This is a genomic window from Paenibacillus sp. VMFN-D1 (genome assembly GCF_003386155.1).
Taxonomy (GTDB): Bacteria; Bacillota; Bacilli; order Paenibacillales; family Paenibacillaceae; genus Paenibacillus_AQ; species Paenibacillus_AQ favisporus.
In genome coordinates this window covers 67,690-92,371 of sequence record NZ_QRDU01000005.1, presented here as the reverse complement: position 1 = coordinate 92,371, position 24,682 = coordinate 67,690, and the positions used below count along the sequence as shown (strand labels likewise).

The window sequence follows — 24,682 nt, the reverse complement described above, 5'->3', positions numbered from 1 at the left end:
AAATTCGTGTATTTACATAAGTGTATACTTCACTTGTGTCAGCTCCTCGGAAATCGTCCACAACCGCCGCGCAACGGCTTCGTCATGCGAGCTTGCACTCGAAACAACCTTCTTGGGGTAGCCGCGCAATTCGAGACTCGTTGGCCCGTAGTAATCTCCACCTCGGACGCCTGGCGCAGTGGCTGCATACAGGGTCGGCAAAACACCCATTTTCGGGGACTGCGCGAAAAACGGATTCAGGCTCCGCATCATGCTGGAATGCCGCAGCGCATTGGTCGCGGACCAGCCCGGATGCGAAGCTACTGCCAGCGTTGATTGGCCTGCTGCAACAAGCCTGCGCTGCAGCTCATAGGTGAACAGCAGATTCGCCAGCTTGCTCTGAGCATAGGCGCGCGCTGGATGGTAATTCCGCTCCCAGTTCAGATCATCAAAGCGAATCACTCCCGAGCGATGCGACAAACTGCTTACGGTCACAATGCGTGCGCCCGGCGTCGCGTCGAGCATATCCAGCATCAAACCGGTCAGCGCAAAGTGCCCAAGGTGATTGATCCCAAACTGCTGCTCGAAGCCCTGCGCTGTCTTCCCGTAAGGCGGCTTCGCCACGCCGGCGTTGTTAATCAGGAGATCCAGCCGATCATAGTGCTGGCGAAAGGCCGCGGCAAAAGCGTGGACGGACTCCAGATCACCCAAATCGAGCTTCATGACTACGACCTTGCCCGACGGCTTAAGTGTTTTAATCTGGTCAGCCGCCATGTTGGCGTTAGCGATACTGCGGCAGGCCATAATGACCGTCGCCCCTTTGGTGGCTAGCACCCGCGCCGCTTCCCAACCAATCCCGCTGTTTGATCCGGTTACAATGGCCACTCGACCGGTCTGATCTGGCATGTGGTCTTCTGTCCATGGTGTTGTCATGTGGTTTCTTCCTTCCTCTGTTCAATCCAAAAACTAGTGGCATGCTCTGATCAGGTACAACATGTTTATCCAGCTGCGAGCTTGGACACGAACTTAGATCTGAGAGCCGCCTCCGTCCACGGGAATTTCGGCTCCGGTTGTGTAAGTCGCGTCGAACGCAAGGAATGCGGCTGCTTTGGCAACCTCGATGGGGTCACCGAAACGCAGCATGGGGATCTGCTGACTCATCTGTGCCTTGGTCTGTTCTGCAGCTTCCTTCGGCATCGACTTCTCCATGATGCCGGTGTCGATAGGGCCTGGGCTGACCGCGTTGACGCGAATCTGCTTCGGCAACAGCTCACGGGCCAGACTGCGCGTCATGGAGCGAAGCGCTGCTTTACTGGCCCCATAAGCATTAAGCATCGGGATACCCACTGCGTTCGCGATCGAGGTGGTGAACACCACGCTGCTTCCTGCGTTTAGCAACGGGGTCAGTCTCTGCACGGTGAAGTACGGGCCTTTGGTGTTGATTGTAAATAACTCGTCGTACACTTCCTCGGTCACCGACTCGAAGGGGATAAAGTGCGTGATGCCGGCGTTTATGAACAAGGCATCGATCGTTCCAAACTCAGCCTTTACCCGTTCAGCCAATTTATCGATATCCGTTAAAGACGCGGCGTCGCTCAGCACTGCGACCGCGTTGCTGCCAATTTTTTCACGAGCTGTGTCAAGCTTATCCTGGTTACGACCAGTGATCAGAACACGCGCTCCTTCATCCGCCAGCAGCTGAGCTGTTACGAGGCCGATCCCGCTGCTGCCTCCTGTGATCACTACATTCTTGCCTGCGTATTTACTTCCAGTATGGTTTGCCATCTCCATCGTCCTCCCTTGGTTTATGTGCTAAACTAACGGTCAAATGTTGGATAAGAAGCCTTTACTTTGAACCGACAAATTGACCCAACAGTGTAGTAAAAGCAACACTGTCTGTGCTAATCTTATCTAAGCGGTTTGGCTTATACAACCAGTAAAAAACCGTTTTTGTGGGTTATCCAACACACGTACTTATTTGTTGGCCTTTAGTTTTCCTAAACGCATGATAACCAATATATCCTGAGAGAGAGGGTGGATCATAACATGTCGACTAACACAAACGATCCCCGTGTGAAACGGACGCGTCAATTATTGATGCAAGCTTTTATGGAATTGCTTGAGCAGAAGAGGAATGTCACTTCTATTACCGTACAAGATATTACGGCATACGCGACCGTAAACCGCTCCACGTTCTATGCGCATTTTGAAGACAAATTCGCATTTCTTGAGAGCTGGATGAGGGAAAAATTTCTAGAGAAGCTGAAGGATGAGCTGCCTAATGCTGCTTTATCCGATATAGGGAGCCTGCGAACGCTTATTTTAATCGTTTTTGATTTTCTTTTCTGTACTCGTCCGTATATGACTTTAGCTGATCGTCAGTATGAACCGTTATTTGAGGTCGCGATGCAAAAGGAACTGTATGACCTATTATTCACCTGGTTAAGTGAACAATCGGAACCATCCGTTTCACGAGAGACGGTGGAGACTGCCGCCCGGATTGCAAGCTGGGGCATATTTGGATCAGCCCTGGAGTGGAGCAGACATCCGGAATATCGATCGGCGGAAGACATGGCGCGAGAAGTTTTGGTGGTCGTTGCTGCTGGCATAGCACCCGTAATAGGGGAATAATTGGTCCCGCGAACAGGCGGAGCGGTCAAAAAGAGTGCCTGATATTCGTCAAGATGAGGGGCACCTTGAGAGTCGGTCTGTAACCTTTTGATCGAACCGTAGATTTATGACGCGTTTCTCTCATACAATTAAAAAAGGACAGGCAGCCTGTCCTTTTTGTGTTGATCCACAAAGGGTAAATATTGTTCATTCCTCATTGTCTATATGGCTTGAATACACAGTACCTGTTTTTCGTCAATTTCGGTTTAAATCGTTTTAATCATATTTCCATCAATAACATAATCCGCTCCGGTAATCATTGAAGCTCGCTCCGAAGCAAGGAAAACTGCAAGGTTTGCAATATCGTCGGCTTCTGCAAATTTCCCCAATGTTATACCAGCCATTTTAGGCAGCTCTTCAAAAACTTTTTCGGAATCCATCGCTGCAACTGAACCGATCGTTTTGGCCATTCCGTTTTCAGGGTCTTGCCACAAAGGCGTTACTACCGGTCCAGGCGAGATCGAGTTCACTCTAATATGACGAGGCCCAAACTCGCCAGCCAGCATTTTCGTCAAATTATTAAGTGCCGCTTTGGTTGTTCCATAAATGGGCAATAACATTTCGGGCATTTGTGCATTTACCGAAGAGATATTTACAATGGCACCCTCATTGTTCTTGAGGATATGCGATAATGCTGCTTGCGTAATACGAACAACGCTAAACAAGTTCAAATCAAAAAGTTGTTCCCATTCCTCATTTGGCGTAGCTAAAAAACCTTCTCCTCTCCTCTTGTCAACTGCCCCGATACTATTGATTAAAATGTCGACTCTACCGAACACGCCACCGAGTTTTTCAGAAAGTTCAACGGTATTGCGTTCCATACTGACATCAATCGGTAGATGTTTGACTGATTTGTTTTCAACAAGATCAGCCAATTCCTCCGTTAAAGTCCGACTTACCGCGACGACACTTGCCCCTTCCTCGACAAATTTTCGAACGATAGCGAGTCCAATTCCTTTACTTGCTCCGGTAACGACAGCTACTTTGTTGGCTAATTTAAGATCCATGTTTACCTCCGAAAGCTAACGCTTTTAAAATTTAAATTCCTTTATTTCCAAGTATTATTCCTTTGATGAAAATAATTTAGGTAGATCCTTATTTTTACGCAATAGGCGTACCATTAGGCATTTCAGTATCCGGCTTTAATAGAATAACATCTCCTTTTTCCGGGACTCCTCCCAACACTAATACCTCCGATTTGAATCCCGCAATGCGCCGAGGAGGAAAATTGACGATTCCTATAATTTGCTTCCCTACAATATCCTCAACCTTGTATCGCTTAGTTATTTGTGCACTTGAGGATTTCATCCCGATCTCCGGTCCAAAATCAATCTTAAGCTTTATCGCAGGGACCTTCGCTTCTTCAAAAAACTCCGCTTCCTTAATCGTTCCGACACGAATATCTAGTGCTGTAAAATCATCGATTGTTGCCAACGTTTTGCCTCCTCCACTAGAGTCCTTAACCCCTCGGCGTTGCTTTTACTGCGCTGGGCGGAACGGCTGCAGGAGTCGAATCCCTTCCTCAATGGATCCCTCCATCAACTCTAAGAGCTGGGGTACCAGTTCCTTCATTCGGGGGGCGTTCAGGTGCCGATCGAGGGCATCCCGGTTTTCCCAGCGCTCGTAGATGATGAATGTGCCAGGCTGGCCTTCTACTTCGTGAGCCTCGTAGTCAATGTTACCCAGGTCGTTGCGCGACGGGGTGACGGCAGCAGTCATGAATGCCTTCATCTCGGCTTCTCTCCCTGCTTTAGCTCTCGCCTCCCAGAGTACAGTAACGTAACGGTTCTTTGTATCGTTCATGCTAATTCCTCCTATTTTATAAATACTTCGTATTTTTTGTTTTACCGTTTTCTCAAATGGGCAAATTCCCCGTTTATGTTTGAAATTCCAGTGCATCAATGGCTTAGTTTCATGCTGTTACAAACGTCCAAAAGAACGATTAAAGCCTTGGCCCGCAAGAACATCTTGACGAACCACATCTAAACGGCGTGTTTGGTATTCACTCAAAGCTTTTGTTATCGAATTCGGATACTGTTTAATAGAGTCTATAATGGCAACCGTATCATCAAGTGAGTCATTAAAGCCTGCGCCCGTCATTGGTGACATGGTATGAGCTGCGTCGCCGATCATGGCTATTCTTCCTTTTGACAATATATTAGGGATGTATTCATTAACAGGTGCCCCGATTAAACTGCGGTCTTTAATCGCGATTTGCAAAATGGCATCATCTTCTTTGCTCCAATGGGCTTGGCTGGTTTGTGATAGTTCTTCCAGCAGCGAATCCGGAATAGCTTCACCGTATAAGGAATGTTGGGCAACCCCGTCCTTTAACACCCCTAATTCAGACAGCAATGGATTATGCGAATGATCAAACCAGCAAAAACCTATCCATCGCTGGCCAGGATGGGTTCCCCCCTCTTTCCCTGGCATCACCGCAGTTGTCAATTTACCGGCAGCACTATCGTTGAAATAAGCGCTCGAAAGCTGCCGTTTTTTCCAGTCTTTCTTGGGCAGCAAATGTTCATCCACTTTCCCTACCCAAGCCAGATAGCCAGCATAATCTGCAAATGGTTTGTCAGGGCTTAAATAACGGCGAACAATACTGCGATATCCATCTGCGCCAATTAAAAAGTCTCCTTTAAACGTCTGCTCCTCTTCACTGGTAGCCCAAGCAGATGATTCATTTTGCCCAACACTAACAATTCGTGTATGGTGCCGAAGGGTAATACCAGGTTCTTTAGCGACCGCATTGCGCAAACGTTCTTGAATGGCTGACCAAGCTTCAACATGGTTGCTACCATTGGATGCCAAGTGTCTTAATTCACGTTCAATTTCACTGTTACGATAAGGCTTTGTGTGTAAACGAATAAAAGCGCCATTTCTTAATGATGAATCTGCACGTTCAAGAATGGTCACTGTATAACCAGAACGAGATAACGCAAGCCCCATCATTAGACCACCTAAAGATCCACCTACAATAATGGCATGTTCAAATTGTTTTTGTGACATCATTCATTCTCCCGTTACTGCAATTTCATCTGGCTGCGGAGCATCCGATCGAGGAGTTTGTCTGGGAGAATACGGACCAGTCGGGTCAGCAGCGCGGAATCGCGACCGACCGTATAGCGGGTGCGCGGCTTACTTACGTGGATGGCTCGTGAAACCACTGCTGCCACTTTCTCGGGGCGGATACCGTCCGTTGCCCATGTTTCAGCCTGAGCCTTCACGGCATCAAAAAGACGATCATGGCGCCTGTGCTGATCCGGCGTCATCAATTTCGCCAGCCGCTCTGCCGTCGTAATCCCTTGCTCCGACAGGCCTGTGCTGACGCCACCCGGCGTGATCATGATGACCTTGAGGCCAAACGAGGACATCTCCCTGCGGAGACTGTCATTGATCGCTTCCATAGCATACTTTGCAGCCGAATAAATTCCGAACCCGGGCATGGAAACCTTGCCCCCAAGCGAACCGATATTGACCACGCGTCCGCCGCTGTTCAGCAAGGCCGGGGTAAGTGCCTGAATAACCGCGACCTGCCCGATCACGCTGACTTCGATCTGGCGGCGAAATTCATCCAGCGGAACCATCTCGAGAGGGGCATTAACGGCGATGCCGGCATTGTTGACCACTGCCCGCAAAGGGCGACCAAGTGGATCTTGCTCCACCCGTTCGGCCAGCGCCTTTAGTGTGTTGATATTGGTAACATCGACGATCACCGGTTCGATATTTTTGCGTTTGATTTTGTCGGCGTCTTCCTGACGACGAACCCCCGCCAAAACGTGAAATCCTTCAGCGGCGAGCTGCTCCGCGGTAGCCCTGCCGATGCCGCTGGATGTACCTGTGACGACGACCAGCTCTTGAGTTTTAGATGGCATAGTAACCCTCCTAGGTTTGATAAGTTGTGGATCACTGTCACTGTATAGCACTGCTATACGGGTATTATAGCACCGCTATACAAAACTGTCTATAGCGGTGCTATATATTTTCTAGAAGTGTTGTCCTGCGGTTCGAACATCGTTTGACTCGCATCCTCCAAACATAAAAAAGATCGCCATCCTCCTGGATGTCCAGGTTGGATAGGCGATCTTTCTTATGCGTCTCTAAATTAGGGCTTTGCCTGGGGTCGCCAGGCTCTGTCATCGAATTCCTCTTTTTGAATCGTCTTCCGGCCTTTGGATCAAAATGATCTGCATTACGCTTTCCCGAATGAGATCAACGACGTCGGGCTGGGGTGGGGGTGTCTTACGAACCTGGGCCGTCACATACAGCCAAGAGGCCGTATTCGCAGAAGCCCAGACCAGATCTGCCGCAGCGTCGACTGACACTGCCAGTTTGCCTTCGTCGGCGACTCTCTGAATATTTTGCACCAATGCTTGGTACGACTGATCTGCCGCCTCGATATGGGCTCCCTCGAGCAACCGCCCCATCATCGCCGCATAAATCCGGGGACGGGCTGCCGCGAAGCGGACATAGTCATCCCATCCTTGACGAAGAGCCATCTCTGGAATGGCGGACTCCACAGCGGCAATCTTGCTTTTAAATAACTGTTTGAACGCTTCCACTATAGCTGCACTCAGGAGTCCATCGGCACTGCCGAAATGATGGTAGAGCGTAGGAGCCGTAACCTGTGCGATCGCAGTTACGGCTCGCGTCGAAAATTGGGCTCCGCCCTCCTCTTCGAGTACCTTAAGAGCAGCTGCTAATATTTTGTCATATGTGTTCATACGCCCATTATAGCAGTGCTATACACGAATGTCCATAAGGAAGGTTGTACGCTTAGAGCTTTTATTGTTTTAACGATATATGTAAACTGCTCTATAGCTAAATAAAGACGGCAGCCATGCTTCTTGACCGGCTGCCGACTTGTATTTTAAGCAATCGTTCCCCGTTAGAGCGGAACCCCTTGTACGGCACGACTATTTCTCCAACTCATAGCGGGTCGCGATAATGCCCGACTTGAACGTTCGGCTGGACAGCAGCTTGAGCCTGATTTTCTCGACGCCGCCGTCGAAAACCGAATTTCCACCGCCCAGGACAACCGGACAAATCGTCAGTAGAAATTCGTCGATCAGGCCGAGCTCAAGCAGCGTCTTCGCAGCCCCCGGGCTGCCGAAGATAACGAGATTTTTGCCAGGCTCCTCCTTGAGCGCCTTAATTTCCTCTGCGATATTGTCCTTGATCAGGGTCGTATTGTTCCATTCCGCCTTGTCCATCGTGCCGGAGATGACGATCTTCTTAACATCCTGCACCCATTTGGCGTGCTCCATATCGTGCCTCGACGCATTCGGATTATCCAGCACCGTGGGCCAGTAGCTCTCCATCATCCGATACGTCGTGCGTCCGTATACGGGAGAGCCGACTTCGGCTACGACCTCCTCGGCGTACTTCTCGAATTCCTCGTTATACGGAATCCAATCTAGCCCTCCGTTCGAATCCGACGCATACCCGTCTAGCGACACATGCATGAACAATACGAGTTTCCTCATGTCTGTTTCTCCTCCGTTTTCGAATTTATCTTGTTCTATTTTTGGCACTTGTCCTGTGTTTGTTCTGCTGTTAGGTTCACTATAAATCATTACCTAACGTAAGGTTCAAGGGGGAATCAGAATTTTTTTGCAGACAGCCATGTTGCGCAAAACTGCCCGTTATCTTAATTTTTAGCCATTTTCATCCCCCATTGCTGCTAACTGTCCTTAGCTTAATATGTATCATCAATATTTATTTTAAGATTGTGAAGCTAAAACCCTTCTAACAATTTTTTTCGCCGCATCTTCCGCAGATTTCAAGGCACCTGTTTCTTTGGCTTCTCTAAAAAAATTCGCAACTGCTAGTCCTTCTTGGTTCCGTGCCACCTCCTGCATAGAGGTATCAACCATACCCGGATCTACTTTGTATATGGTTAACGATTTATGATCCTCCAATTGTATGCAGGACGTGAACATATTCAAAGCAGCCTTTGAAGCACAGTACATGCTCATGCCGGCCACCGCATCTTTAGCGGAACCAGAGGATACGTTTACAATGATTCGATGGACACTCCTCTCATCCGTTTGGTTTATTAAAGACTGGGTTAACAAGATCGGCGCTAACAAGTTGGTTTGTATACTTTTTACTGCGTCTTCAGGTCTACAATCGTCTATATTCCCTAAAGGTGTTACCTGAGCTGCGTTATTAATCAATGTGATCGACTCTATTTCGTCAGGAACTCGTTCCATTATTTCTTTAATTAATTCTGATATGTCATCTATGTTTTGTAGATCATATTTCACAAAATGTAATTTACAATCGTGTTGAGCTGCAAATTCGATCAGAGAGTCATTATGGTTCCTTGCAACTGCAAAGATAAGATGATTACGGTTAATAAGCTGTTTGCAGATCTCATAACCCAAACCACGAGATGTACCTGTAATAATAAATGCTCTCATCCAGTTTACCTCTTTCCATTTATTTGGCGATCATCTATTGCTTCGATTCGTTCTTAGATATACCTGCCTGTTAATGGAGAAAAGACAGCCGATCCCAAGTATGCGGCTGCCTTCAAATGCTTTATTGAGTTATCATTTCCGGTTAGCGTAATGCTTCCAGCCTTTTTGCTCGTTCAAACGCTTTATGTAAAAACTCTTCAGCCGATAAATGCTCATAATCCCAATTCATGGCCTCTATGGCAGTCGCGCCTGAATAATTCGTTTCAGCAATTTTTTTCATGGTTGTAGACCAATCAATCGTGCCGTCAAAAGGTAACCCATGTTGAGCATAACTTCCGTTATTATCATGTAAATGTAGCGCCATCAGTCGGGAACCGTACATGGTTAATAAATCATCGCTTGGATAGTGTCGGTAGTGATGTCCGCTGTCATAACAGAATCCGATTCGCAGAGAATCGACTTGCTCCAGCACATATGACAAATTAGTAAAGTTCCATAAATTCTCCATCGCAACATTGACACCAAGCTGTTCAGCTTTTTCTGCAATTCTCTTGACTCTATCCAGTCCTAACACGTTATATGGATGGTTTTCGTTGGGAAGGTGCACCACCATTGTCGGAATTTCAATTTCGGCGCAATCCGCTACACATTGCAAATAGATATCGGTTAAGGCTTCACCGTCCAGATTGTCTAGCCAGAGGTTGTTTTCGTACTGGATTGGTGTGTGAATATTTTCTATAAACAGACCCGCGTCCCGCGCAATTTGAGGCCCGTTGCGATAATCGCCGCGACCAAAGCCATCACTCCACCACATTAAAACACCGTCAAATCCGGCTTTTTTTATTAACCCATAACGATCTTTAATCGGTAATTCATATCCAAACCAATCATAAATGGTAAACATATGCCGATTCCCTGGTAAATTCATAGTTATGACCTTCCCTTTTCCCAATAATTGGTCCCCACGAAGCTATGTTATGATACTATTGATTAATTGACAAACCTTAAAAACACACGTTCGCTTTCTGAATAGAAACGTATCTTCGCTCTAGATGGCCGATTATGGGATTTTCAGAAAATGAGATCTTTGTTTATCTTTATATATCTCATTTTTTTGAAGGAGAGCCTATTAACTAGATACCTCTATAGAAGGGTTGACATCAACTGCCCTTTAACGTAGCGTTAGCAAAATTAATAAGGGTACTAAAAATTCTTAGATACTTATCTGATCAAATCGGATAAGAAGGTAGGAGTGAAGTGACCGAAAATCAATCGCAACCAAAGACCTGGTTCATTACAGGCTGTTCCACCGGATTTGGCCGAGAAATCGCCAAAAGGGCCATTTCTACAGGATATAACGTCGTTGCCAGACGCGGCTGTTTGTGAAAAAAACGGCTAAGGAATCATATCCTTAGCCGCAAACCAAGCTTCAATTTCTCTTACGTAACACAACATATACCCCGGTATCGTCGGTTTCCACCGGATAACCACGCAGCTTCGCGTCGCTGCCTGGAGCCAGGTGATGACCGCTCTTCAGGTCAAATTCCCAGCCGTGCCATGGGCATCGCAGCACTCGATCTTCCAATCCGTAACAATAATCGTAAACATCGGAAGGAAGCCGGGTCCCTCGAATCGCCCCCGCGCATACCGGCGCCGCCGCATGCGGGCAAACGTTACGCCACGCATAGTATTTACCTTCGATCCGAAACAGGCCGATTTCCATCTCTTTCACTTTTACGATAAGTTTGCCGCCGTCGCTGATCGCATCTGGCTCCGCCACTTTCACTCTCATGCGGGACCCGCCTCCTTAGGCCTCTCCGGGATCCGGAAGCCGTACAGCTCTGCCGCGTTATCCCCTAGAATACGCTCTTTCAACTTCTGGGGGAGGTTTCTCAGCACGACTTTCGGATTGTCGAAGTCCCAATGCGGGTAGTCGGATGAGAACATGGCGATCTGTTCAGCATGCATCATCTGAAAGATTTGCAGCAGATGTTCCGGCTGCTTCGGTTCTTCGATCGGTTGCGTTGTTACCCGCACATGCTCCACAATATACTCCGATGGCAGACGCTTCAGCCATGGCGTGGTATCGCGCAGCGCTTTGTAGTTTTTGTCCATGCGCCACATCAAATGGGGCAGCCAGGCTATACCGCCTTCGATCGCTACAAATTTAAGCTTCGGATATTTTTCGAACACTCCTTCGCATACCAGGCTATTGATATGAGTCATGAAATTCGCAGGTAGAATATTGTGCCATTCCATATACCGGGTCGGGTACCCGGCCGGTGTCGGGGCGCCGGATATCCCCTTCCCTTCCGTGCCCGGATGAATGGCGACCGGCAGTCCATTCCGTTCAGCTGCTTCGTAGATCGGATGGTAAAAGCGGTTGCCGTACGGCATACGCGCTCCGCTTCCCATAACGACCTGCACCATGCCCGGATGCGGCCCCATCCTGTCGATCTCTTTGACGGCTTCGGCCGGATCGGAATGGTTAATCTGAATGGAGCCTTTGAATTTTGGACTGACGCTAAGCCACTGATCCGCCAGCCAATCATTGAAGGCGGCAGCTACGGCATTCGCATAGTCCGGATCGGCGTGAAGAGAAAGGCCCTGTTCTCCCCCACCCGTTAGTATGCCGTAATCGATTCCGAACGGTTCCATATAATGCTGCAGGACAAACTGCGGATCGCTTCCGGGGGTTGCGCCATTGTCGGGCTTTGCATCCTGACGCAATACACCTACGGGCGAATAATACTGCCCATGCACACCGATACCACTTTCGAGCCATTGTTGGTGCCATACTTTCGGTAAATAAGGCAGCAAGTCCTGCAGTTTGTCGATCGCATTGTGGATGTCAGCATCAACGATAAACGATGCGGATCGCATTCCATGCCCTCCTTTGATTTGAATCTTACGGCTTACTTAGAACCATATGTGCGCTTATATGCCGTATTGTACATATCCAGCAGTTCATCGGAGCCGAGTTTCTTCAATTGATCCAAGAACTGCTGGTAGTTCGCGTCGGTAATCGGTGTTTTGCCTGTCACGAATTCTGTAATTTTCTGCTCCAAAAACTTGGTGAGCGGGGTCAGCTTTGATTTTTCCAGATCGAGCTCTTCCGTAGTCTTCACGAGTGCCTTAGGCGCGGGAATGATGAACTTTTCATAGCTGCTGTTGATCGCTTTGCTTTTATCGTCGAGACCTCTTTCCCACGTTTGACGTGCCAATGCGTTGTTCAGCGAAATGTTGTCGTACCATACACCGAAATCGCGGCGCAGCGGCACATAGGGGCTAGCTCCGAACTCTTTCATGTAGACCGGCTTCCCGTCCTCAAGGGTATACGATTTGCCTTCAATACCGAGCGACAAATAGTTGGTGCCCTCTTCACTCACTAGATAATCAAGAAATTTGACGGCTCTTTCCTTATCTTTGACTTTCGCCGAAATGGCCCGCCCCACCGATCCTACGACCGGACGGGAAAACTGGTAGGTCTTTACGCCGTCTGCGGCAAACTCGGGAAGCGCATCCAGATCGTAATCCGGCGTGCCGGCTTGCTTCGCTTTGTCGATCGTTGGGTTCACTTCCGCCTTCCAGTAGTAGGTTACGGACGACTTCCCTTTTAAGAACCGTTCTTCCCACTGATCCGGAGTCAACAAATAAAATTCGGGGTCGAGCAGCTGTTCTGTATACAGCTTATTCATAAATACAAGTGCATCTTTATATCCGCTATTGTACGGCGCGAACTCATACTTATCTTCCGTCGGACTTTGATTGAAAAAGCCTGTAATACCTGTGAAAATCTTTCCGAATACGGTATACATTCCGGTATCCGCCGTGACCGGAGTATTGAAGCTGAGCGGGTAACTGTCCGGCTCTTTAGCCTTCAAGTCTTTCAGGAATTGATAAAATTCATTAATATTTGTCGGGGCTTTCAAGTTATATTTATCCATCAAATCTTTGCGCGCCATCCAAATATAATTGAAGCCTTTCCCAGCAGGGTCACCTTCGAGTACAGGAACGTCGTAGATACCGCCATCTGCTCCAGTTGCCACAGCTTTCGCTTCGGGATAAGTTTCATAAAACTTTTTGAGATTGGGCGCGATATCCAAATAATCGTTCAAATTCAGAAACACGTTCTCCGGCCCGTTCTCCCTAGCCTCTTGATTTGTCGGCTGACTAAAATCCGTGACCGTGTTGGTAGCGATCATAATCTGCCGCTTCTCTGTCAGGCCTTCTTGGCTGACGACCTGCCAATCCACTTTGACGCCCGTTTTCGCTTCGATTTCCTTGAAAATCTCCCAATCATTCTTTACCTTTCCTTCCGGGCGATCGTAAACTAGCCAGGAGAACGAAATTGGCTTTTGCGAGTCTGTCCCTCCTCCATTTGCCCCTTCTTGCTTCCCGCCTTTTCCACTGCAGCCTGCGGTCAGAACGCTCAGCATAACGGCAGAAAGGATGATGGCCATCATTCTTTTGCTCACTTGTTTATACCCTCCTTATATTGACATCGGATATATAGGAATAAGTTCCGGTGGAATCTACATCTACCCTTTGATTCCGCCGATCATGGTGCCTTGTACGAAATATTTTTGAATGAACGGATACACGCATAGTATCGGTACCGTAGCAATCGTAATCATGGCGTATTTCAGCGTCTCTATATAGTCCGTGTTGCCTTCGCCCTGGACATTCGAGCCGGCGATAATAATGTTGCGCAGCATGATTTGCAAGGGGTACATGCTCCGATCGTTCAAATAGATCAGCGCATCGAAGAACGAGTTCCATTGATTAACGGCGGTGAACAGACCAATGGAGACGAGTACCGGAAGCGAAAGCGGAAGTACAATCTTTAGGAACACCTGCATCGTGCCACAGCCATCAATGGTGGCGGCATCTTCAAGCTCTTCCGGCAATCCTTCGAAAAAGGTGCGCATGATGAACAGATACCAAGTGCTGACTAGCGAGGGCAGCACGATCGCCCACATCGTATCAAGCAGTCCCAGTTTCTGTACAACAAGGAAGGTCGGGATCATCCCTCCTCCGAACATCAGCGTGAAGGCCGCCAGGAACAGGATCAGCGGACGGCCAGGGAGCCCTTTTTTGGCAAGCGGATAAGCCATGGCAGATGTAACGGCGAGCGATAAAAAGGTTTGAACGGCGGTATAGCGAATCGTGTTCCAATAGCTGATCCATAGATCCGGATTGCCGAGGAGCCGTTCATAAGCAATCAAGTTGATCGCTTTGGGCCAGAGAACGACCCGCCCGCTCATGACCATGGCGTTATCACTGATGGAAGCGGAAAACACATATACGAGTGGATAGACCATGACGATAATGAGGATGGACATGAGGAAGATATTCACAGCATCAAACAACTTCGAGCCGAAGCTTTCCTTGATTTTCATTTCTCGGCCTCCTTCACCAGAGACTAGTGTCCGAAAATTTCTTGACGACACGGTTCGCTGAGACGACTAGTACGAATCCGATCACCGACTGGAACAAACCGACAGCTGTAGCGAAGCTGAAGTCGGCGGATAGGATGCCGCGGCGATAAATGTATGTGTTGAGGACATCCGCGGTTTCATAGGTCATCGGATTGTACAGCAAAATAATTTTTTGGAAGCCGGTTTCCATAAAGTGGCTAAGCGTCAGGACAAACAGGACGATCATTACCGGAATCATGCCGATGAAGGTCACATGACGCATTTGTTGAAACCGATTGGCCCCATCGATTTTTGCAGCCTCATACAACGTCGGATCGACGCCGGCAATAGCCGCCAAGTACAAGATGGTGCCCCAGCCGATCGTCTGCCAAATTTCCGAGCCTACGTAGATCGTACGGAACCAACCTGGCTCGCCGAGAAACATGATTCGCCCGAAGCCGAGCCAGTCGAGTATATGATTGACGATTCCGGTCTGCTGCGACAAAAAGGTAACCATAATGCCGGCGATCACGACGGTTGATAAAAAGTGAGGCATGTAGCTGACGCTCTGCACGAACCATTTGAACTTCCGGCTTCGGATTTCATGGAACAGCAAGGCAAGGATGATTGGTGCCGGAAATCGAAATATCAGGTCGTAAACATTGAGCATGACCGTATTCCGGACCAGCTTCCAGGCATCCGGCGTGTTGAGAAAAAAATCAATAAAATGCTGCAGGCCGACAAACTTGCTGCCCATGATACCACGGCCGATCGAGAAATTCTGAAACGCGATGATCACCCCGTACATCGGCGCGTATTTGAAGAGGATGTAATACAGGATGCCGGGCAGCATCAGCAAATATAACGTTTTGTATTTCTTCAGCTTGAATCGGAGAGAAGTGCCCTTTCCACTTTGATCTCGGGCTGGTATTTGTGCGTTCGCGGCGTCGCTTCGATCCAATGACAACGGTTTCACCTCCTTTGGCAGGCGTTTGAACGCCAGCCGAATCTTTGCTCTGACTATATGTGGTGACACGTCGCGGGTAAAGCACCATGTTTTCGGGTTGTCTCCATTTTTACAAACCGCATGACAACGCCAACTCGCATAATAAGCAGGTGAAAAAAATGAGACTTCGAAAAAAAGAAGACTCATGCTTGATGAATCGCGCGATATTTAGCCGGGGTAATTCCTTCGTAACGGCGAAAATTACGGATGAATGAGTTCCTTCCCCAATAGCCGATTTGTTCGGCTATATCATCGATTTTTAGATCGGTTTCGAGCAAAAACTGCTTCGCTTTGGAAATCCTGTACTTGGCGATGTATTCCACATACTTCTCACCTACCTCTTCCTTGAACATGCGGCTGAAATGCCCGGCGGACATGTTCATTTGCTCCGCAAAATGCTCAATGGAGAGTTCTTCGTTATAATGGGTCCGAATATAGTCCAAAATTTCGGCAAACTGTTGTTTACGATCCGGCACTTCGATTTTCCGGAACAATACGCCGTGTATTTCCCGAAATGTTTGCCTCATTTCTTCCCAGGTTACACAGCGGTTGATGGAGGCAAACAACTCGGAATAGACCGAGATGTCAAAATCGTTTTGCTCACTTTCGATGGCCCTGGCCCAAGTATTCAGCACATCGGTGCCCAAGTTCTTCATCTGATCTGCGTTCGCATTGCTTCGCATTCCTGCGTCCAGCAAGTCGAACACGGACTGAAGCAAGTTTTTGTAATCGCCAGCTTTGTACCTATTGAAGATCCGGTTCACTTCTTGAGCAGACAAGAAACTATCTCCTGACGATCGCTCCTTCCACACCCTTTGTTCGCTGCAAATTTCCGCACCAGCGTGCAAACTCTTATAATGGAGCATCGAAAGCGCATGGTTGTAAGACTCATGGAGGGCGGCGACGGAATGGATTGTTTCCCCGATCCCAATGGAAGCCTTGTAATAAGGATGTTCCAGGAGCAGCTTTATAACATTCGCTGTTTCCATGGGGTCACAAAGCCCATTCTCTTCGTGATGCAACACACAGGACAATTGTTCGGAACGTGTTTGACATACCCAAATCATTGCCGGGGACAGCTTGCGAATCTTCTCCTTCAGCTCCGCCAGCATAAATGATTTGGACGTTTCAGACAGCTGTTCCGCGAATGGCGAATAGTATTGGATATCAATGCAGAGGACGGTTGCGGCTGATACCGGTTTGTACGGGAAGGCAATTTCTTTCGCGTAATATTCGATGGACAAGCTGTCACGGTATTCACCCAACAACACTCGAACAATAAATTGCTCCTGAACGATCGGGAACATGCCGTTTACGGTCTGTGTCAGCTCTTTGTTCTTAGAGATTAGCAAATGCGAAAACCGTTTTATCGTATCGAACTCGTTGCCACTGTGGGAGCCGGGTGCGTCGTCCAGATGCGGATGCTGCGATTCCAGCCCCGTTTTAATTTCGCGAATCGGATTGTACAATCTCCGGCTCAAATCATAAGAAACCAAGCCGCCTACGATGATAAACATGCCAAGCAGTACGAACGTCATCGTGCGGATCGTGCTTGCCGGCTTCATCAGGGTGGGCAGATCGATCATGCTTACGTAATACCAAGTATCGTTGAAACGGGATTCGGTAAATGATAGCGCTTTCTTATTTTCGTTTAAAAATAAAGTCTGTTCCGGCTTCATACGGATCATTGCTGCAAATGAATCAGGCTGTAGCTCGGACGATCCGTTCGAGATCAGGACGGAGCCGGACGAGTTGACCAGCATCGTATCCGTTACCCACTTCTCCTGAATGCCCAATCGCCCGCGAAGCTCATCTAGATCAAGATTCACGACCAAATAGACTTCGGGATTGCTATTGTTGAATGGATAGCTCATCAGCATGGCGGTATTCGAGTGGGTTGAGACAATGTCCCGAGTGAACGGCGGCCTTTCAAATACGGTATGCGGTTTTGTAAAAACCATCGATTTCTTGCCAGTAAAATTGGCAAAGTAGGATGGCATATCCGTATCTTTAATCAGATACTGTTCCCGGAAATACTCGTCTTTGTTGTTGTATGTATTGCCGTCGATGACAAGATCTTCGCTCGCAAAGTACAGGAACGATTTGTACACCAGATCTTCCGAATCCAGTTTATTCATTTGTTGCATGAGCGAGTGAATCCATTCATAGTGCTGCGTGAGGTCGGCCGGACCGCCGGACGTTCCGGGAAAGTTCTTGAGGCTTGCAGTTGACAGCATGTTCACCATATCACGTTCGAGAGAGGCGAAGGTGTCATCGGTTTGCTCCGAGAAATGCTGCATGATGGTATTGTTCAGTCTTTCCGCATCATGCTCAATCAACCGGACGACAAAAAAATTGGTCAGTACGGCGGCTACGATGACTGGGATGAGAATCAGTGCGAAGTAGTTAGCGAATAACCGACAAAACAGCACAGTACGATACGTTTGCCAGAAACGGTTCACCATGACAACCCTCCAATAAAATTTCATAAAAATAACTTAAATACAAAATATTATTTCACCCCTATCTTAAACTATTTTCACTAAATTTGTACTTGTTTACTTTGCAAAATATCACCGCTTCTGCCTGAAAGGCAGCCGGACCTCGCTTTTGGGCTACATGGCCATGATTGCAACAAAAAAAGACTGGAACACTTGCCCCAGTCTATTTTTTATATATTTCATTATCTAAAAATGATTAATCTGGCTGCCTTTTCCCTTTAGTTCAACCGTAAGACCATTAAATTTTCATCCCAGTATTGATATCCATTCTTTAGGGCATTCTGCTCTGTTCCATAAGTTACAAAACCGATAGTCTCATAAAGCCGCTTTGCCGCGTTATTATTTGAGATGACAGTGAGGTTAATCTGTTCAAGTCCCTCACAATGTTTCGCCTTATTAATCAATTTTTGAACCAAGGATTTACCTATTCCCTTTTCCGGCAACATTGTGTCAGAAGAAACAATCTACTTCGATATATGTGTTTGGTATTTGATTAGGAACTCGGGATTCGTTACATACTCTATGTAATTTACGGCTCCGTTAAACTCAAAATAAGCCTGATAGCGAGTGCGAATCGCTGGATGTGTAATGAAATCAAGAACTTTATCCTTCGCCACCCAACGGCTATCGGTTGTTTCTTCAGAAACAGCTAACTCCCCTCCAACAGGCTTGCATACGAAATCAAAAATAACTTGCGTAGGAACATCAGTCACGCCATCATACCATTTAAAAATTCCTGTATTTGAATAAACACCAATTAAGCCGCTAACCGTGATGTCAATTCCGCTTTCCTCTTTAACTTCACGAACCAATGCATCCATCAAGTTTTCTCCAACTTCCACTTGTCCACCGGGGTAAACCCAGGATATTTCCTTGCTCATCTTCCACAAATCCACCTGCGGCTACGATGTGAGTTGAAAATGGCATATTACACCCCCCTTACGCGGAACGTTTGTATAATAAAAAAGCACACTGATCTTTAGAGCGTCACGTAATTATTTTTGCAACTAACTTTTCATTTTTAAAGTGTAAATTCTCATTATCCAATAAAGTATAAAGCGTGCTGTTTTTTTGAGTAGAAGCCCAATGATCAAATGCAATACGACGTTCTTTATCATTATAGTGCGGACAAAGGCTGCCTTTTAACAATCCTAATCCTTCAAATTCCTCGAATTCTTCTTCATTTTTCTCACTAAAACAAGTTTCAAACCAACACATGGCCCCTGCACTTATACCTGCTAATATGACACCTTTTTGATAAGCATTTCTCAAAACAACGTCGAAGCCTGTTTTTCTCCAAATTTCAAGCATATATTGGGTATTCCCACCGCCTACATACACAATATCTAAATCATTAACAATTTCTTGAATGTTGGGTGTGTCAAAATCATTTATAGTAAGATGGCTTGATTGTTCATTTTTAAAAGCCTTATAAAACTTATCGATATAACCTTGTGCATCGTTACTGGCTGTTGCAATAAATGCAATTTTTAATGGTTCTTGCTTTCTAGGTATTTTTAATAAGTATTCATCAATGTAGGCTTGGTCTTCTTCGGAAAAACCACCACCAGAAATTGCGAGAATTGTTCTGTCCATTCTGTATCTTCTCCTTAAACTGCCATTTTCAGAACTACGAGAACGCTGCCTCTAATTTGTTGCCTTATGGATTTGTATCACTGATCGTCGTCAGAAAACCGTTCTTCCCTGCAGTTTCAATGAACTGATCAATCGATTGAAATGCTGGGTAGGTAAACGAGTACCATTGTTTTTCAGTCGCATCATATAACATAACACTGGGATTGCCCTCGGAATGAGATAAAGTATAGAGATAAAATTGTTTCATGCTGTTCCCTTTTTGATCCAAAAAATCAAACTTTCCACTCATGTAATAATCCCCCCTTGTAAGCTCTATAACACTCGAAGTGTAACTGGCAGGGGGATTCGCCTTACTTCCTTTGTTGTCAAAAATATGATAAATCGCTTCGATATAGGCACTCCCATTAATTTCTTCTACTATGCTGCCCATTGTATAATTAACTTCGTACTGCAATGCTTTGACTTTCACTCCATCTAGAACAAATGGGGCTGGTTCAACAGATACTGTCGAATTTCTGAATCCGAGGCTGCAGTTGAACGTTTCTGCAATAAAGCGAAGCGGAACCATGATGCGATCATTCTTGATATATGGGGTTGCATCCAGTAGCGCAGGTTTACCATTTTTCATCGCCGTACGGCTCTTCAATTTTAAGATTACCAGCATATCGCCTTTTGCGAGCGTAACTTCCGAACCTGACCAGTTGACCTTGGCTCCCAAATTTTCACTGATAAAACGCAAAGGCACCATCGTTCGATTGTTCTTCATTTCGGGCTTCACAGCAGAGGCAATAGTAACACCTTCAACTTTTATTTGCATATCTGCCGCGTATGCAGATGAAGAGATAGATAAAATGAATGCAGCGAAAATTCCTGTTAGAACCTTTTTCATAATATTCTATTCCTTTCTTGGCATATTTTAGTGAACTAATATTATGACGAGAAGTGTGAAGTAATGTTGCGCTAAACTGTCCGTGAGCTTGATAAATAAAAGGAGCAGCTGCCGCCGGCAAACCGCTCCTAGCCAAGATCAAATTATCTGCGGAAGTAGTGCCCCTCATGAATGTCCTCAATAAGGGATGGATGTACGGGACGCCACCCCAGGCGCTCTTGAGTTAATGCGCTTGATACAGGATTGTCCACCGACGCGAAGGCTCCTATCCATCCGAAATGTGAACCCGCCTTGTCCACGTCAATGCTATCTATCTTGAGCTTCAGATGTTGGCCGATGGTGACGGCGATTTCTCGAAATGGCACTCCCTCATCTCTCACCGCATGGAGTCGCGACCCTGCCGGGGCTTTCTCCAATGCAAGCTTAAACAATTGAGCCGCATCTAGGCGATGCACAGCCGGCCAGCGGTTGGTCCCCTCACCCACATAGGCGGAGATGCCTTTATCACGAGCCGTGCGAATCAGAAGCGGTAACAAGCCGTTCTTATCACCGCCCGAATCATGTACAAGCGGAGGAAGACGAACAACTGAGGAGCGGACTCCCCGTTTTGCCAATGCCAGTGTAGCGATCTCCGACGGAACCCGTCCGCTTCCTAAGGAGTTAGGGTCGGGTGCATGCTCTTCTGTCGCCAGTCCACCCGGTGAAAGGCTCATAGTTGGAATAGCGACGACTAGTGGACAGTCGCGGCCCGAAAGCACAGTACCGAATGTCTCAATGGCGCGTCTGTCAGCCTCTGCAGCAGCCTTCATGAATCTCAATGACGCAAGGCGGGGATTGCCCCCGAGCAAAATTCGAAGGCGTGTCCGGAGACTGGCATGCGAGAACTTATGGAAAAAGGCCAAGTGAATAACACCATCTGCCTCTGCAGCTCCTCTATGCAAGCATTCGATATCCTCTATTGAACCCATTTGCACCTTTGCACCTATAGCAGTGAGCCTCCTGCCAGCCTCTTTGGAACGAACCAGACCGACTACATGATGGTTAGCATCTATTAGTTTACGAACAACCTCTGCTCCGATGAAGCCGGCAGCTCCCGTAACAAAAACATGCATGTAAAATCCTCCTCAAATTTTTAAACAGATTTCTTGAATCTCGCTTTAACCATAGTATAGGAGTTTGTTCATCCGGATGTTTGCCTTATTCGCTTAAGTTTTTGCTTCATTCAACGAAATCTGCTCTCCAGAAAAGGTAAAACCCGCTAAGCCTTATGGCCGCGGGTATATATGGAAAAAAGCGATGATGCCTCCCGATCCGTTCAAATACTGTGTTTATTTGCGCCATTTGGCGATATCTCTGCTTGGAGGACTTCCAAAGAAGCTGCTGTAATCCCGGCTGAATTGGGAATCGCTCACATATCCTACAGCCCGGCCCGCAGTCGTCGCATCTATTTTATCGGATAACATCCGGCGTCTTGCTTCTTGAAGGCGCAGTGCTTTCTGGTATTGTATGGGGCTCATTGCCGTAACCGACTTAAAATGCTCACGAAACGATGACTCGCTCATATGGACCATCTCTGCCAAATCTGCGATTTTTAATGGCTGGGAGTAGTTGGCCTGCAGCCAGTCAATTGCTTTCACAATCCGTTGCACACCGGAATCTGCAAAAACCGTCTCGGCAACGTTAACGCCGATGGGGCTGCGGAGAAGCCGGATGTAAATCTCGTCCATGACGAGCGGCGCAAGCAATTTTTCATCACCCGGATGGGATAGACAGTCTACAAGTCTTACCACGGCATTCATAATGGCCAAATCAGCATCAACCACGTAACCCGCACTACGATTGTGAACTTTAGGCAACCCCTGCGGAAATACTTTCGGAACCAAATCAGCGAGCCTTTGTGGATCAAGGTATAGTCCTACTCCCAAGAAGGGTTCGACAGGGCTGGCTTGTATGGTTTTCATCGCAACCGGTAAGGCAACGGGAGCAATAAAAATACGAGACCCGCCATACTCATGTACCTCCTGTCCCACGGTTAAGATTTTTTTCCCTTGTGCGGCAATGCCGACGGCAGGCGAGTAGATGGTATGTAAGTAATCCGCAGCTTCTACATGTGAGTAACGAATGACATACAACCCAGGGATCCGCACATCATAGGTCCCGTCATGCGAAGTATAAGCGTAAATCAGACTTGCCAGTCGGGCCGTTTCTGCATCAAGCGATCTCTTGGTATGATCGGATACCCGTATAATCTCGTGATTATCCAGCATTTTTTCGAGAGCCTCCTTCTTAACTTTTCATATCGAACGATGTGACGGGCTCCTCTGCCCCCCATTTCCGCTGCTTCTTCAAGTTATTTTTCTCAATTCTTTTTTGCTGGTAATCATGGTTGAAGATTCTTTATTTATAAAGACTTGCAACAAGAATGTTTAGTTCATCTGTGGTTTTTATATCCGTTGGATCTAGATTTAATTTCATGAAGATATTTCTTATCTCTTCTGCCTTACCTATTATTATTTCTTTCTTGTCTCCATCTATCATTGCTTTGTATAAACCATCAAGTCCTACATCTATCAAATCATTAGTGGCTTCATAAGACGAAGGTTTAGATACGGCTGAAGCTGCAGCTACTGAACCTACACAACTTTCATAATTACTGTTGTTTCCATCGGTAAAATCCCTACTAAAACATGCAGCTGATTCACCTAACTGATATTTAAATTCCATATCAATCATGTTTTGTTTGTATTTTAAAATCTCTTTACTGTTCATTTGTACATTCCTAGAATATATTAGAAAAACTACTAGAATAATAACTACAACTGCTAATATAGTTATGATATTTTTAGATTTATTCATTTCAGGCTCCTCTACTTTATCTCTATCAAGCTTTCGGCTAACGACTTATTCTAGATCTTTGTAAATAATCCATATGTAGGGTATTCGCGAAAAACATTGAACTCCCCTGCCCGTTAATTGAAGAAAAGGCAGCCGGTTTTTGGACAACATTCCCTTTCGACTAATGCTCCTCTAAACCGACCGTAATAAATACACTACGGTTCTAACTTAGCCCGGATTGCCGGCATCCAGCAGCACAGGTAGAGATGCAAGTTCATGTCCCTAGCTGAGGGCAAGAACTTGCATCTTTAGAAAAAAGAAGCCGCGGATCCCGCGACTTCTTTTGCGTATATATTCTTGTCCTCCGACATTATAAAACTCCCACATCGAAAGCCCCCCGCGCTTAGGATAATGATGTTATCCCTTACTTTCCTTTGCAGGTGATCCCTTTGCCAAATATTTTTCCAGCTTTGATCTTGTTGCTGGTAGAGGCATGTAAATCATCACTCTCATATCAGGATCATTGGGGATTTGCAGGGTAATATGATCAAACTCAAGGTGTCCCATGTAAGGATGCTCCACTTCTTTAAATCCTTCAAGAGAGCCGGGCGTTTCATGCTGCAGCCATAGCCGGCCAAATTCAGGACTTATTCGTTTCAGATCTTCTATTAATTCGGCAAACGACGAATCTTCAACGTAGCGGGCTGATGCCGTGTGGAATTCCGCAATCATTCCCGTAGCCTTTTGATCGAAATTTTTGAAGCGCCCCTTCCATACCGGGTCCGTGAAAAACCGCCAGATTAAATTGAATTCATGAGGCGGTGCTGCCGAGGAAATAGAGAAAACCTCATTTGCAGCATCATTCCAGGCCACAAAATCCCAGCGTCTTCCCAGAATATATACAGGATTCGGAGTAAGGTCATCCAGCATCCTTTGAAATGCTGACCCGATACTTTCTTTATGAGGAGACAAGTAAGGAGGAAGTGATTCTCCTGCAAGAAAAAAAAGATGGCGTCGTTCATTGGGATTAAGCTTTAGTGCCGCAGCTAGGCTTTCCAACACTTGTACTGACGGACGGACATCACGTCCCTGCTCCAGCCACATATACCAGGATGTGCCGATATTCGACAGCTGTGCGACCTCTTCCCTGCGCAATCCGGCTGTCCGGCGGCGCGACCCAGTCGGCAAACCCACATCCTCTGGAGAAAGGCTTGACCTCTGTTTACGCAAAAAATCACCAAGAGCCGAACGGCGCTCGCGATCGTTCATCTCAATCCCTCCTAACCTATTACTCAGAAACCTATGATTAAGCAACCTCTCGTTAAAAGTGTATTAGAAAATTATACTCAATCATAGAA

26 protein-coding genes are annotated in these 24,682 nt (G+C 46.8%); 1 reads left to right on the top strand and 25 read right to left on the bottom strand.

Going from position 1 to position 24,682, the window contains the following annotated elements; translation table 11 throughout:
* Positions 1-12: 12 nt before the first annotated feature.
* Positions 13-912: an oxidoreductase gene (locus tag C7820_RS26855; RefSeq protein WP_116233634.1), complete on the bottom strand. Its 900-nt coding sequence runs from the start codon at positions 910-912 to the stop codon at positions 13-15.
* A gap of 93 nt (positions 913-1,005) precedes the next feature.
* Positions 1,006-1,764 carry a glucose 1-dehydrogenase gene (locus C7820_RS26850; RefSeq protein WP_089548913.1) on the bottom strand — a complete coding sequence of 253 codons (759 nt, stop codon included), beginning with the start codon at positions 1,762-1,764 and terminating at the stop codon, positions 1,006-1,008.
* A 261-nt stretch (positions 1,765-2,025) separates the two neighbouring features.
* Between C7820_RS26850 and C7820_RS26845 the strand changes: the two genes are divergently transcribed.
* Positions 2,026-2,610 (top strand): TetR/AcrR family transcriptional regulator, encoded by a 585-nt coding sequence (locus C7820_RS26845; RefSeq protein ID WP_089548914.1) that lies wholly within the window; start codon positions 2,026-2,028, stop codon positions 2,608-2,610.
* 245 nt (positions 2,611-2,855) lie between these two features.
* Here the strand turns inward: C7820_RS26845 and C7820_RS26840 are convergent, their stop codons facing one another.
* From C7820_RS26840 to C7820_RS26725, 23 genes are all read right to left on the bottom strand, one after another.
* On the bottom strand, positions 2,856-3,656 hold the full coding sequence (locus C7820_RS26840; protein ID WP_116233633.1) for an SDR family NAD(P)-dependent oxidoreductase: 801 nt from the start codon (positions 3,654-3,656) through the stop codon (positions 2,856-2,858).
* Between the two features lie 94 nt (positions 3,657-3,750).
* The gene (csaA, locus tag C7820_RS26835) at positions 3,751-4,083 is read right to left on the bottom strand and encodes a chaperone CsaA (RefSeq protein ID WP_116233632.1); all 333 of its coding nucleotides are present in this window, start codon (positions 4,081-4,083) and stop codon (positions 3,751-3,753) included.
* 45 nt (positions 4,084-4,128) lie between these two features.
* Positions 4,129-4,452, bottom strand: a complete 324-nt coding sequence (locus C7820_RS26830) for a putative quinol monooxygenase (RefSeq protein WP_076177137.1) — start codon at positions 4,450-4,452, stop codon at positions 4,129-4,131.
* A 117-nt stretch (positions 4,453-4,569) separates the two neighbouring features.
* The gene (locus C7820_RS26825) at positions 4,570-5,661 is read right to left on the bottom strand and encodes an FAD-dependent monooxygenase (protein WP_181909210.1); all 1,092 of its coding nucleotides are present in this window, start codon (positions 5,659-5,661) and stop codon (positions 4,570-4,572) included.
* 14 nt (positions 5,662-5,675) lie between these two features.
* Positions 5,676-6,527 carry an SDR family NAD(P)-dependent oxidoreductase gene (locus tag C7820_RS26820; protein ID WP_116233630.1) on the bottom strand — a complete coding sequence of 284 codons (852 nt, stop codon included), beginning with the start codon at positions 6,525-6,527 and terminating at the stop codon, positions 5,676-5,678.
* Positions 6,528-6,788: 261 nt separating this feature from the next.
* Entirely contained in the window at positions 6,789-7,376 is a 588-nt protein-coding gene (locus C7820_RS26815; RefSeq protein WP_116233629.1) for a TetR/AcrR family transcriptional regulator, read from the bottom strand.
* 192 nt (positions 7,377-7,568) lie between these two features.
* Positions 7,569-8,138 carry a dihydrofolate reductase family protein gene (locus tag C7820_RS26810; protein ID WP_116233628.1) on the bottom strand — a complete coding sequence of 190 codons (570 nt, stop codon included), beginning with the start codon at positions 8,136-8,138 and terminating at the stop codon, positions 7,569-7,571.
* A 237-nt stretch (positions 8,139-8,375) separates the two neighbouring features.
* The gene (locus tag C7820_RS26805) at positions 8,376-9,077 is read right to left on the bottom strand and encodes an SDR family NAD(P)-dependent oxidoreductase (RefSeq protein ID WP_116233627.1); all 702 of its coding nucleotides are present in this window, start codon (positions 9,075-9,077) and stop codon (positions 8,376-8,378) included.
* A 142-nt stretch (positions 9,078-9,219) separates the two neighbouring features.
* Positions 9,220-10,005, bottom strand: a complete 786-nt coding sequence (locus tag C7820_RS26800) for a sugar phosphate isomerase/epimerase family protein (protein WP_220376676.1) — start codon at positions 10,003-10,005, stop codon at positions 9,220-9,222.
* A gap of 501 nt (positions 10,006-10,506) precedes the next feature.
* On the bottom strand, positions 10,507-10,869 hold the full coding sequence (locus tag C7820_RS26790; RefSeq protein WP_105444790.1) for a Rieske (2Fe-2S) protein: 363 nt from the start codon (positions 10,867-10,869) through the stop codon (positions 10,507-10,509).
* Positions 10,866-11,960, bottom strand: a complete 1,095-nt coding sequence (locus tag C7820_RS26785; RefSeq protein WP_116233626.1) for an amidohydrolase family protein — start codon at positions 11,958-11,960, stop codon at positions 10,866-10,868. The genes C7820_RS26790 and C7820_RS26785 overlap by 4 nt, the downstream gene beginning before the upstream one ends.
* A 32-nt stretch (positions 11,961-11,992) precedes the next feature.
* The gene (locus C7820_RS26780) at positions 11,993-13,555 is read right to left on the bottom strand and encodes an extracellular solute-binding protein (RefSeq protein ID WP_116233625.1); all 1,563 of its coding nucleotides are present in this window, start codon (positions 13,553-13,555) and stop codon (positions 11,993-11,995) included.
* A gap of 63 nt (positions 13,556-13,618) precedes the next feature.
* Positions 13,619-14,479 (bottom strand): carbohydrate ABC transporter permease, encoded by an 861-nt coding sequence (locus C7820_RS26775; RefSeq protein ID WP_076177084.1) that lies wholly within the window; start codon positions 14,477-14,479, stop codon positions 13,619-13,621.
* Positions 14,480-14,492: 13 nt separating this feature from the next.
* Entirely contained in the window at positions 14,493-15,350 is an 858-nt protein-coding gene (locus C7820_RS26770; RefSeq protein WP_084204339.1) for an ABC transporter permease, read from the bottom strand.
* Positions 15,351-15,646: 296 nt separating this feature from the next.
* The gene (locus C7820_RS26765; protein ID WP_258875456.1) at positions 15,647-17,968 is read right to left on the bottom strand and encodes a helix-turn-helix domain-containing protein; all 2,322 of its coding nucleotides are present in this window, start codon (positions 17,966-17,968) and stop codon (positions 15,647-15,649) included.
* 254 nt (positions 17,969-18,222) lie between these two features.
* Positions 18,223-18,450 carry a GNAT family N-acetyltransferase gene (locus tag C7820_RS26760; protein WP_116233623.1) on the bottom strand — a complete coding sequence of 76 codons (228 nt, stop codon included), beginning with the start codon at positions 18,448-18,450 and terminating at the stop codon, positions 18,223-18,225.
* Between the two features lie 18 nt (positions 18,451-18,468).
* The gene (locus tag C7820_RS26755) at positions 18,469-18,885 is read right to left on the bottom strand and encodes an NUDIX hydrolase (RefSeq protein ID WP_309545786.1); all 417 of its coding nucleotides are present in this window, start codon (positions 18,883-18,885) and stop codon (positions 18,469-18,471) included.
* Positions 18,886-18,991: 106 nt separating this feature from the next.
* Positions 18,992-19,600, bottom strand: a complete 609-nt coding sequence (locus C7820_RS26750) for a Type 1 glutamine amidotransferase-like domain-containing protein (protein WP_116233622.1) — start codon at positions 19,598-19,600, stop codon at positions 18,992-18,994.
* 64 nt (positions 19,601-19,664) lie between these two features.
* Positions 19,665-20,489, bottom strand: coding sequence for a copper amine oxidase N-terminal domain-containing protein (locus C7820_RS26745; protein ID WP_116233621.1), 825 nt, complete (start codon positions 20,487-20,489; stop codon positions 19,665-19,667).
* Between the two features lie 143 nt (positions 20,490-20,632).
* Positions 20,633-21,601, bottom strand: a complete 969-nt coding sequence (locus tag C7820_RS26740) for an SDR family oxidoreductase (protein ID WP_116233620.1) — start codon at positions 21,599-21,601, stop codon at positions 20,633-20,635.
* Positions 21,602-21,817: 216 nt separating this feature from the next.
* Positions 21,818-22,756, bottom strand: coding sequence for an AraC family transcriptional regulator (locus C7820_RS26735; RefSeq protein ID WP_116233619.1), 939 nt, complete (start codon positions 22,754-22,756; stop codon positions 21,818-21,820).
* A gap of 130 nt (positions 22,757-22,886) precedes the next feature.
* On the bottom strand, positions 22,887-23,345 hold the full coding sequence (locus tag C7820_RS26730) for a hypothetical protein (RefSeq protein ID WP_116233618.1): 459 nt from the start codon (positions 23,343-23,345) through the stop codon (positions 22,887-22,889).
* A 396-nt stretch (positions 23,346-23,741) separates the two neighbouring features.
* The gene (locus C7820_RS26725; RefSeq protein ID WP_116233617.1) at positions 23,742-24,593 is read right to left on the bottom strand and encodes a helix-turn-helix transcriptional regulator; all 852 of its coding nucleotides are present in this window, start codon (positions 24,591-24,593) and stop codon (positions 23,742-23,744) included.
* Between the last annotated feature and the right edge of the window lie 89 nt (positions 24,594-24,682).

Bases quoted from the DNA above. Each gene is read 5' to 3' on its own strand.
- C7820_RS26770 (WP_084204339.1), bottom strand. From the start codon at position 15,350: ATGCTGCCCGGCATCCTGTATTACATCCTCTTCAAATACGCGCCGATG.
- C7820_RS26815 (WP_116233629.1), bottom strand. From the start codon at position 7,376: ATGAACACATATGACAAAATATTAGCAGCTGCTCTTAAGGTACTCGAA.
- C7820_RS26740 (WP_116233620.1), bottom strand. From the start codon at position 21,601: ATGCATGTTTTTGTTACGGGAGCTGCCGGCTTCATCGGAGCAGAGGTT.
- C7820_RS26855 (WP_116233634.1), bottom strand. From the start codon at position 912: ATGACAACACCATGGACAGAAGACCACATGCCAGATCAGACCGGTCGA.
- C7820_RS26810 (WP_116233628.1), bottom strand. From the start codon at position 8,138: ATGAGGAAACTCGTATTGTTCATGCATGTGTCGCTAGACGGGTATGCG.
- C7820_RS26820 (WP_116233630.1), bottom strand. From the start codon at position 6,527: ATGCCATCTAAAACTCAAGAGCTGGTCGTCGTCACAGGTACATCCAGC.
- C7820_RS26730 (WP_116233618.1), bottom strand. From the start codon at position 23,345: ATGAATAAATCTAAAAATATCATAACTATATTAGCAGTTGTAGTTATT.
- C7820_RS26765 (WP_258875456.1), bottom strand. From the start codon at position 17,968: ATGGTGAACCGTTTCTGGCAAACGTATCGTACTGTGCTGTTTTGTCGG.
- C7820_RS26790 (WP_105444790.1), bottom strand. From the start codon at position 10,869: ATGAGAGTGAAAGTGGCGGAGCCAGATGCGATCAGCGACGGCGGCAAA.
- C7820_RS26825 (WP_181909210.1), bottom strand. From the start codon at position 5,661: ATGTCACAAAAACAATTTGAACATGCCATTATTGTAGGTGGATCTTTA.
- C7820_RS26725 (WP_116233617.1), bottom strand. From the start codon at position 24,593: ATGAACGATCGCGAGCGCCGTTCGGCTCTTGGTGATTTTTTGCGTAAA.
- C7820_RS26755 (WP_309545786.1), bottom strand. From the start codon at position 18,885: ATGAGCAAGGAAATATCCTGGGTTTACCCCGGTGGACAAGTGGAAGTT.
- C7820_RS26760 (WP_116233623.1), bottom strand. From the start codon at position 18,450: ATGTTGCCGGAAAAGGGAATAGGTAAATCCTTGGTTCAAAAATTGATT.
- C7820_RS26840 (WP_116233633.1), bottom strand. From the start codon at position 3,656: ATGGATCTTAAATTAGCCAACAAAGTAGCTGTCGTTACCGGAGCAAGT.
- C7820_RS26830 (WP_076177137.1), bottom strand. From the start codon at position 4,452: ATGAACGATACAAAGAACCGTTACGTTACTGTACTCTGGGAGGCGAGA.
- C7820_RS26850 (WP_089548913.1), bottom strand. From the start codon at position 1,764: ATGGCAAACCATACTGGAAGTAAATACGCAGGCAAGAATGTAGTGATC.
- C7820_RS26735 (WP_116233619.1), bottom strand. From the start codon at position 22,756: ATGCTGGATAATCACGAGATTATACGGGTATCCGATCATACCAAGAGA.
- C7820_RS26750 (WP_116233622.1), bottom strand. From the start codon at position 19,600: ATGGACAGAACAATTCTCGCAATTTCTGGTGGTGGTTTTTCCGAAGAA.
- C7820_RS26745 (WP_116233621.1), bottom strand. From the start codon at position 20,489: ATGAAAAAGGTTCTAACAGGAATTTTCGCTGCATTCATTTTATCTATC.
- C7820_RS26775 (WP_076177084.1), bottom strand. From the start codon at position 14,479: ATGAAAATCAAGGAAAGCTTCGGCTCGAAGTTGTTTGATGCTGTGAAT.
- C7820_RS26845 (WP_089548914.1), top strand. From the start codon at position 2,026: ATGTCGACTAACACAAACGATCCCCGTGTGAAACGGACGCGTCAATTA.
- C7820_RS26785 (WP_116233626.1), bottom strand. From the start codon at position 11,960: ATGCGATCCGCATCGTTTATCGTTGATGCTGACATCCACAATGCGATC.
- C7820_RS26805 (WP_116233627.1), bottom strand. From the start codon at position 9,077: ATGAGAGCATTTATTATTACAGGTACATCTCGTGGTTTGGGTTATGAG.
- C7820_RS26800 (WP_220376676.1), bottom strand. From the start codon at position 10,005: ATGAATTTACCAGGGAATCGGCATATGTTTACCATTTATGATTGGTTT.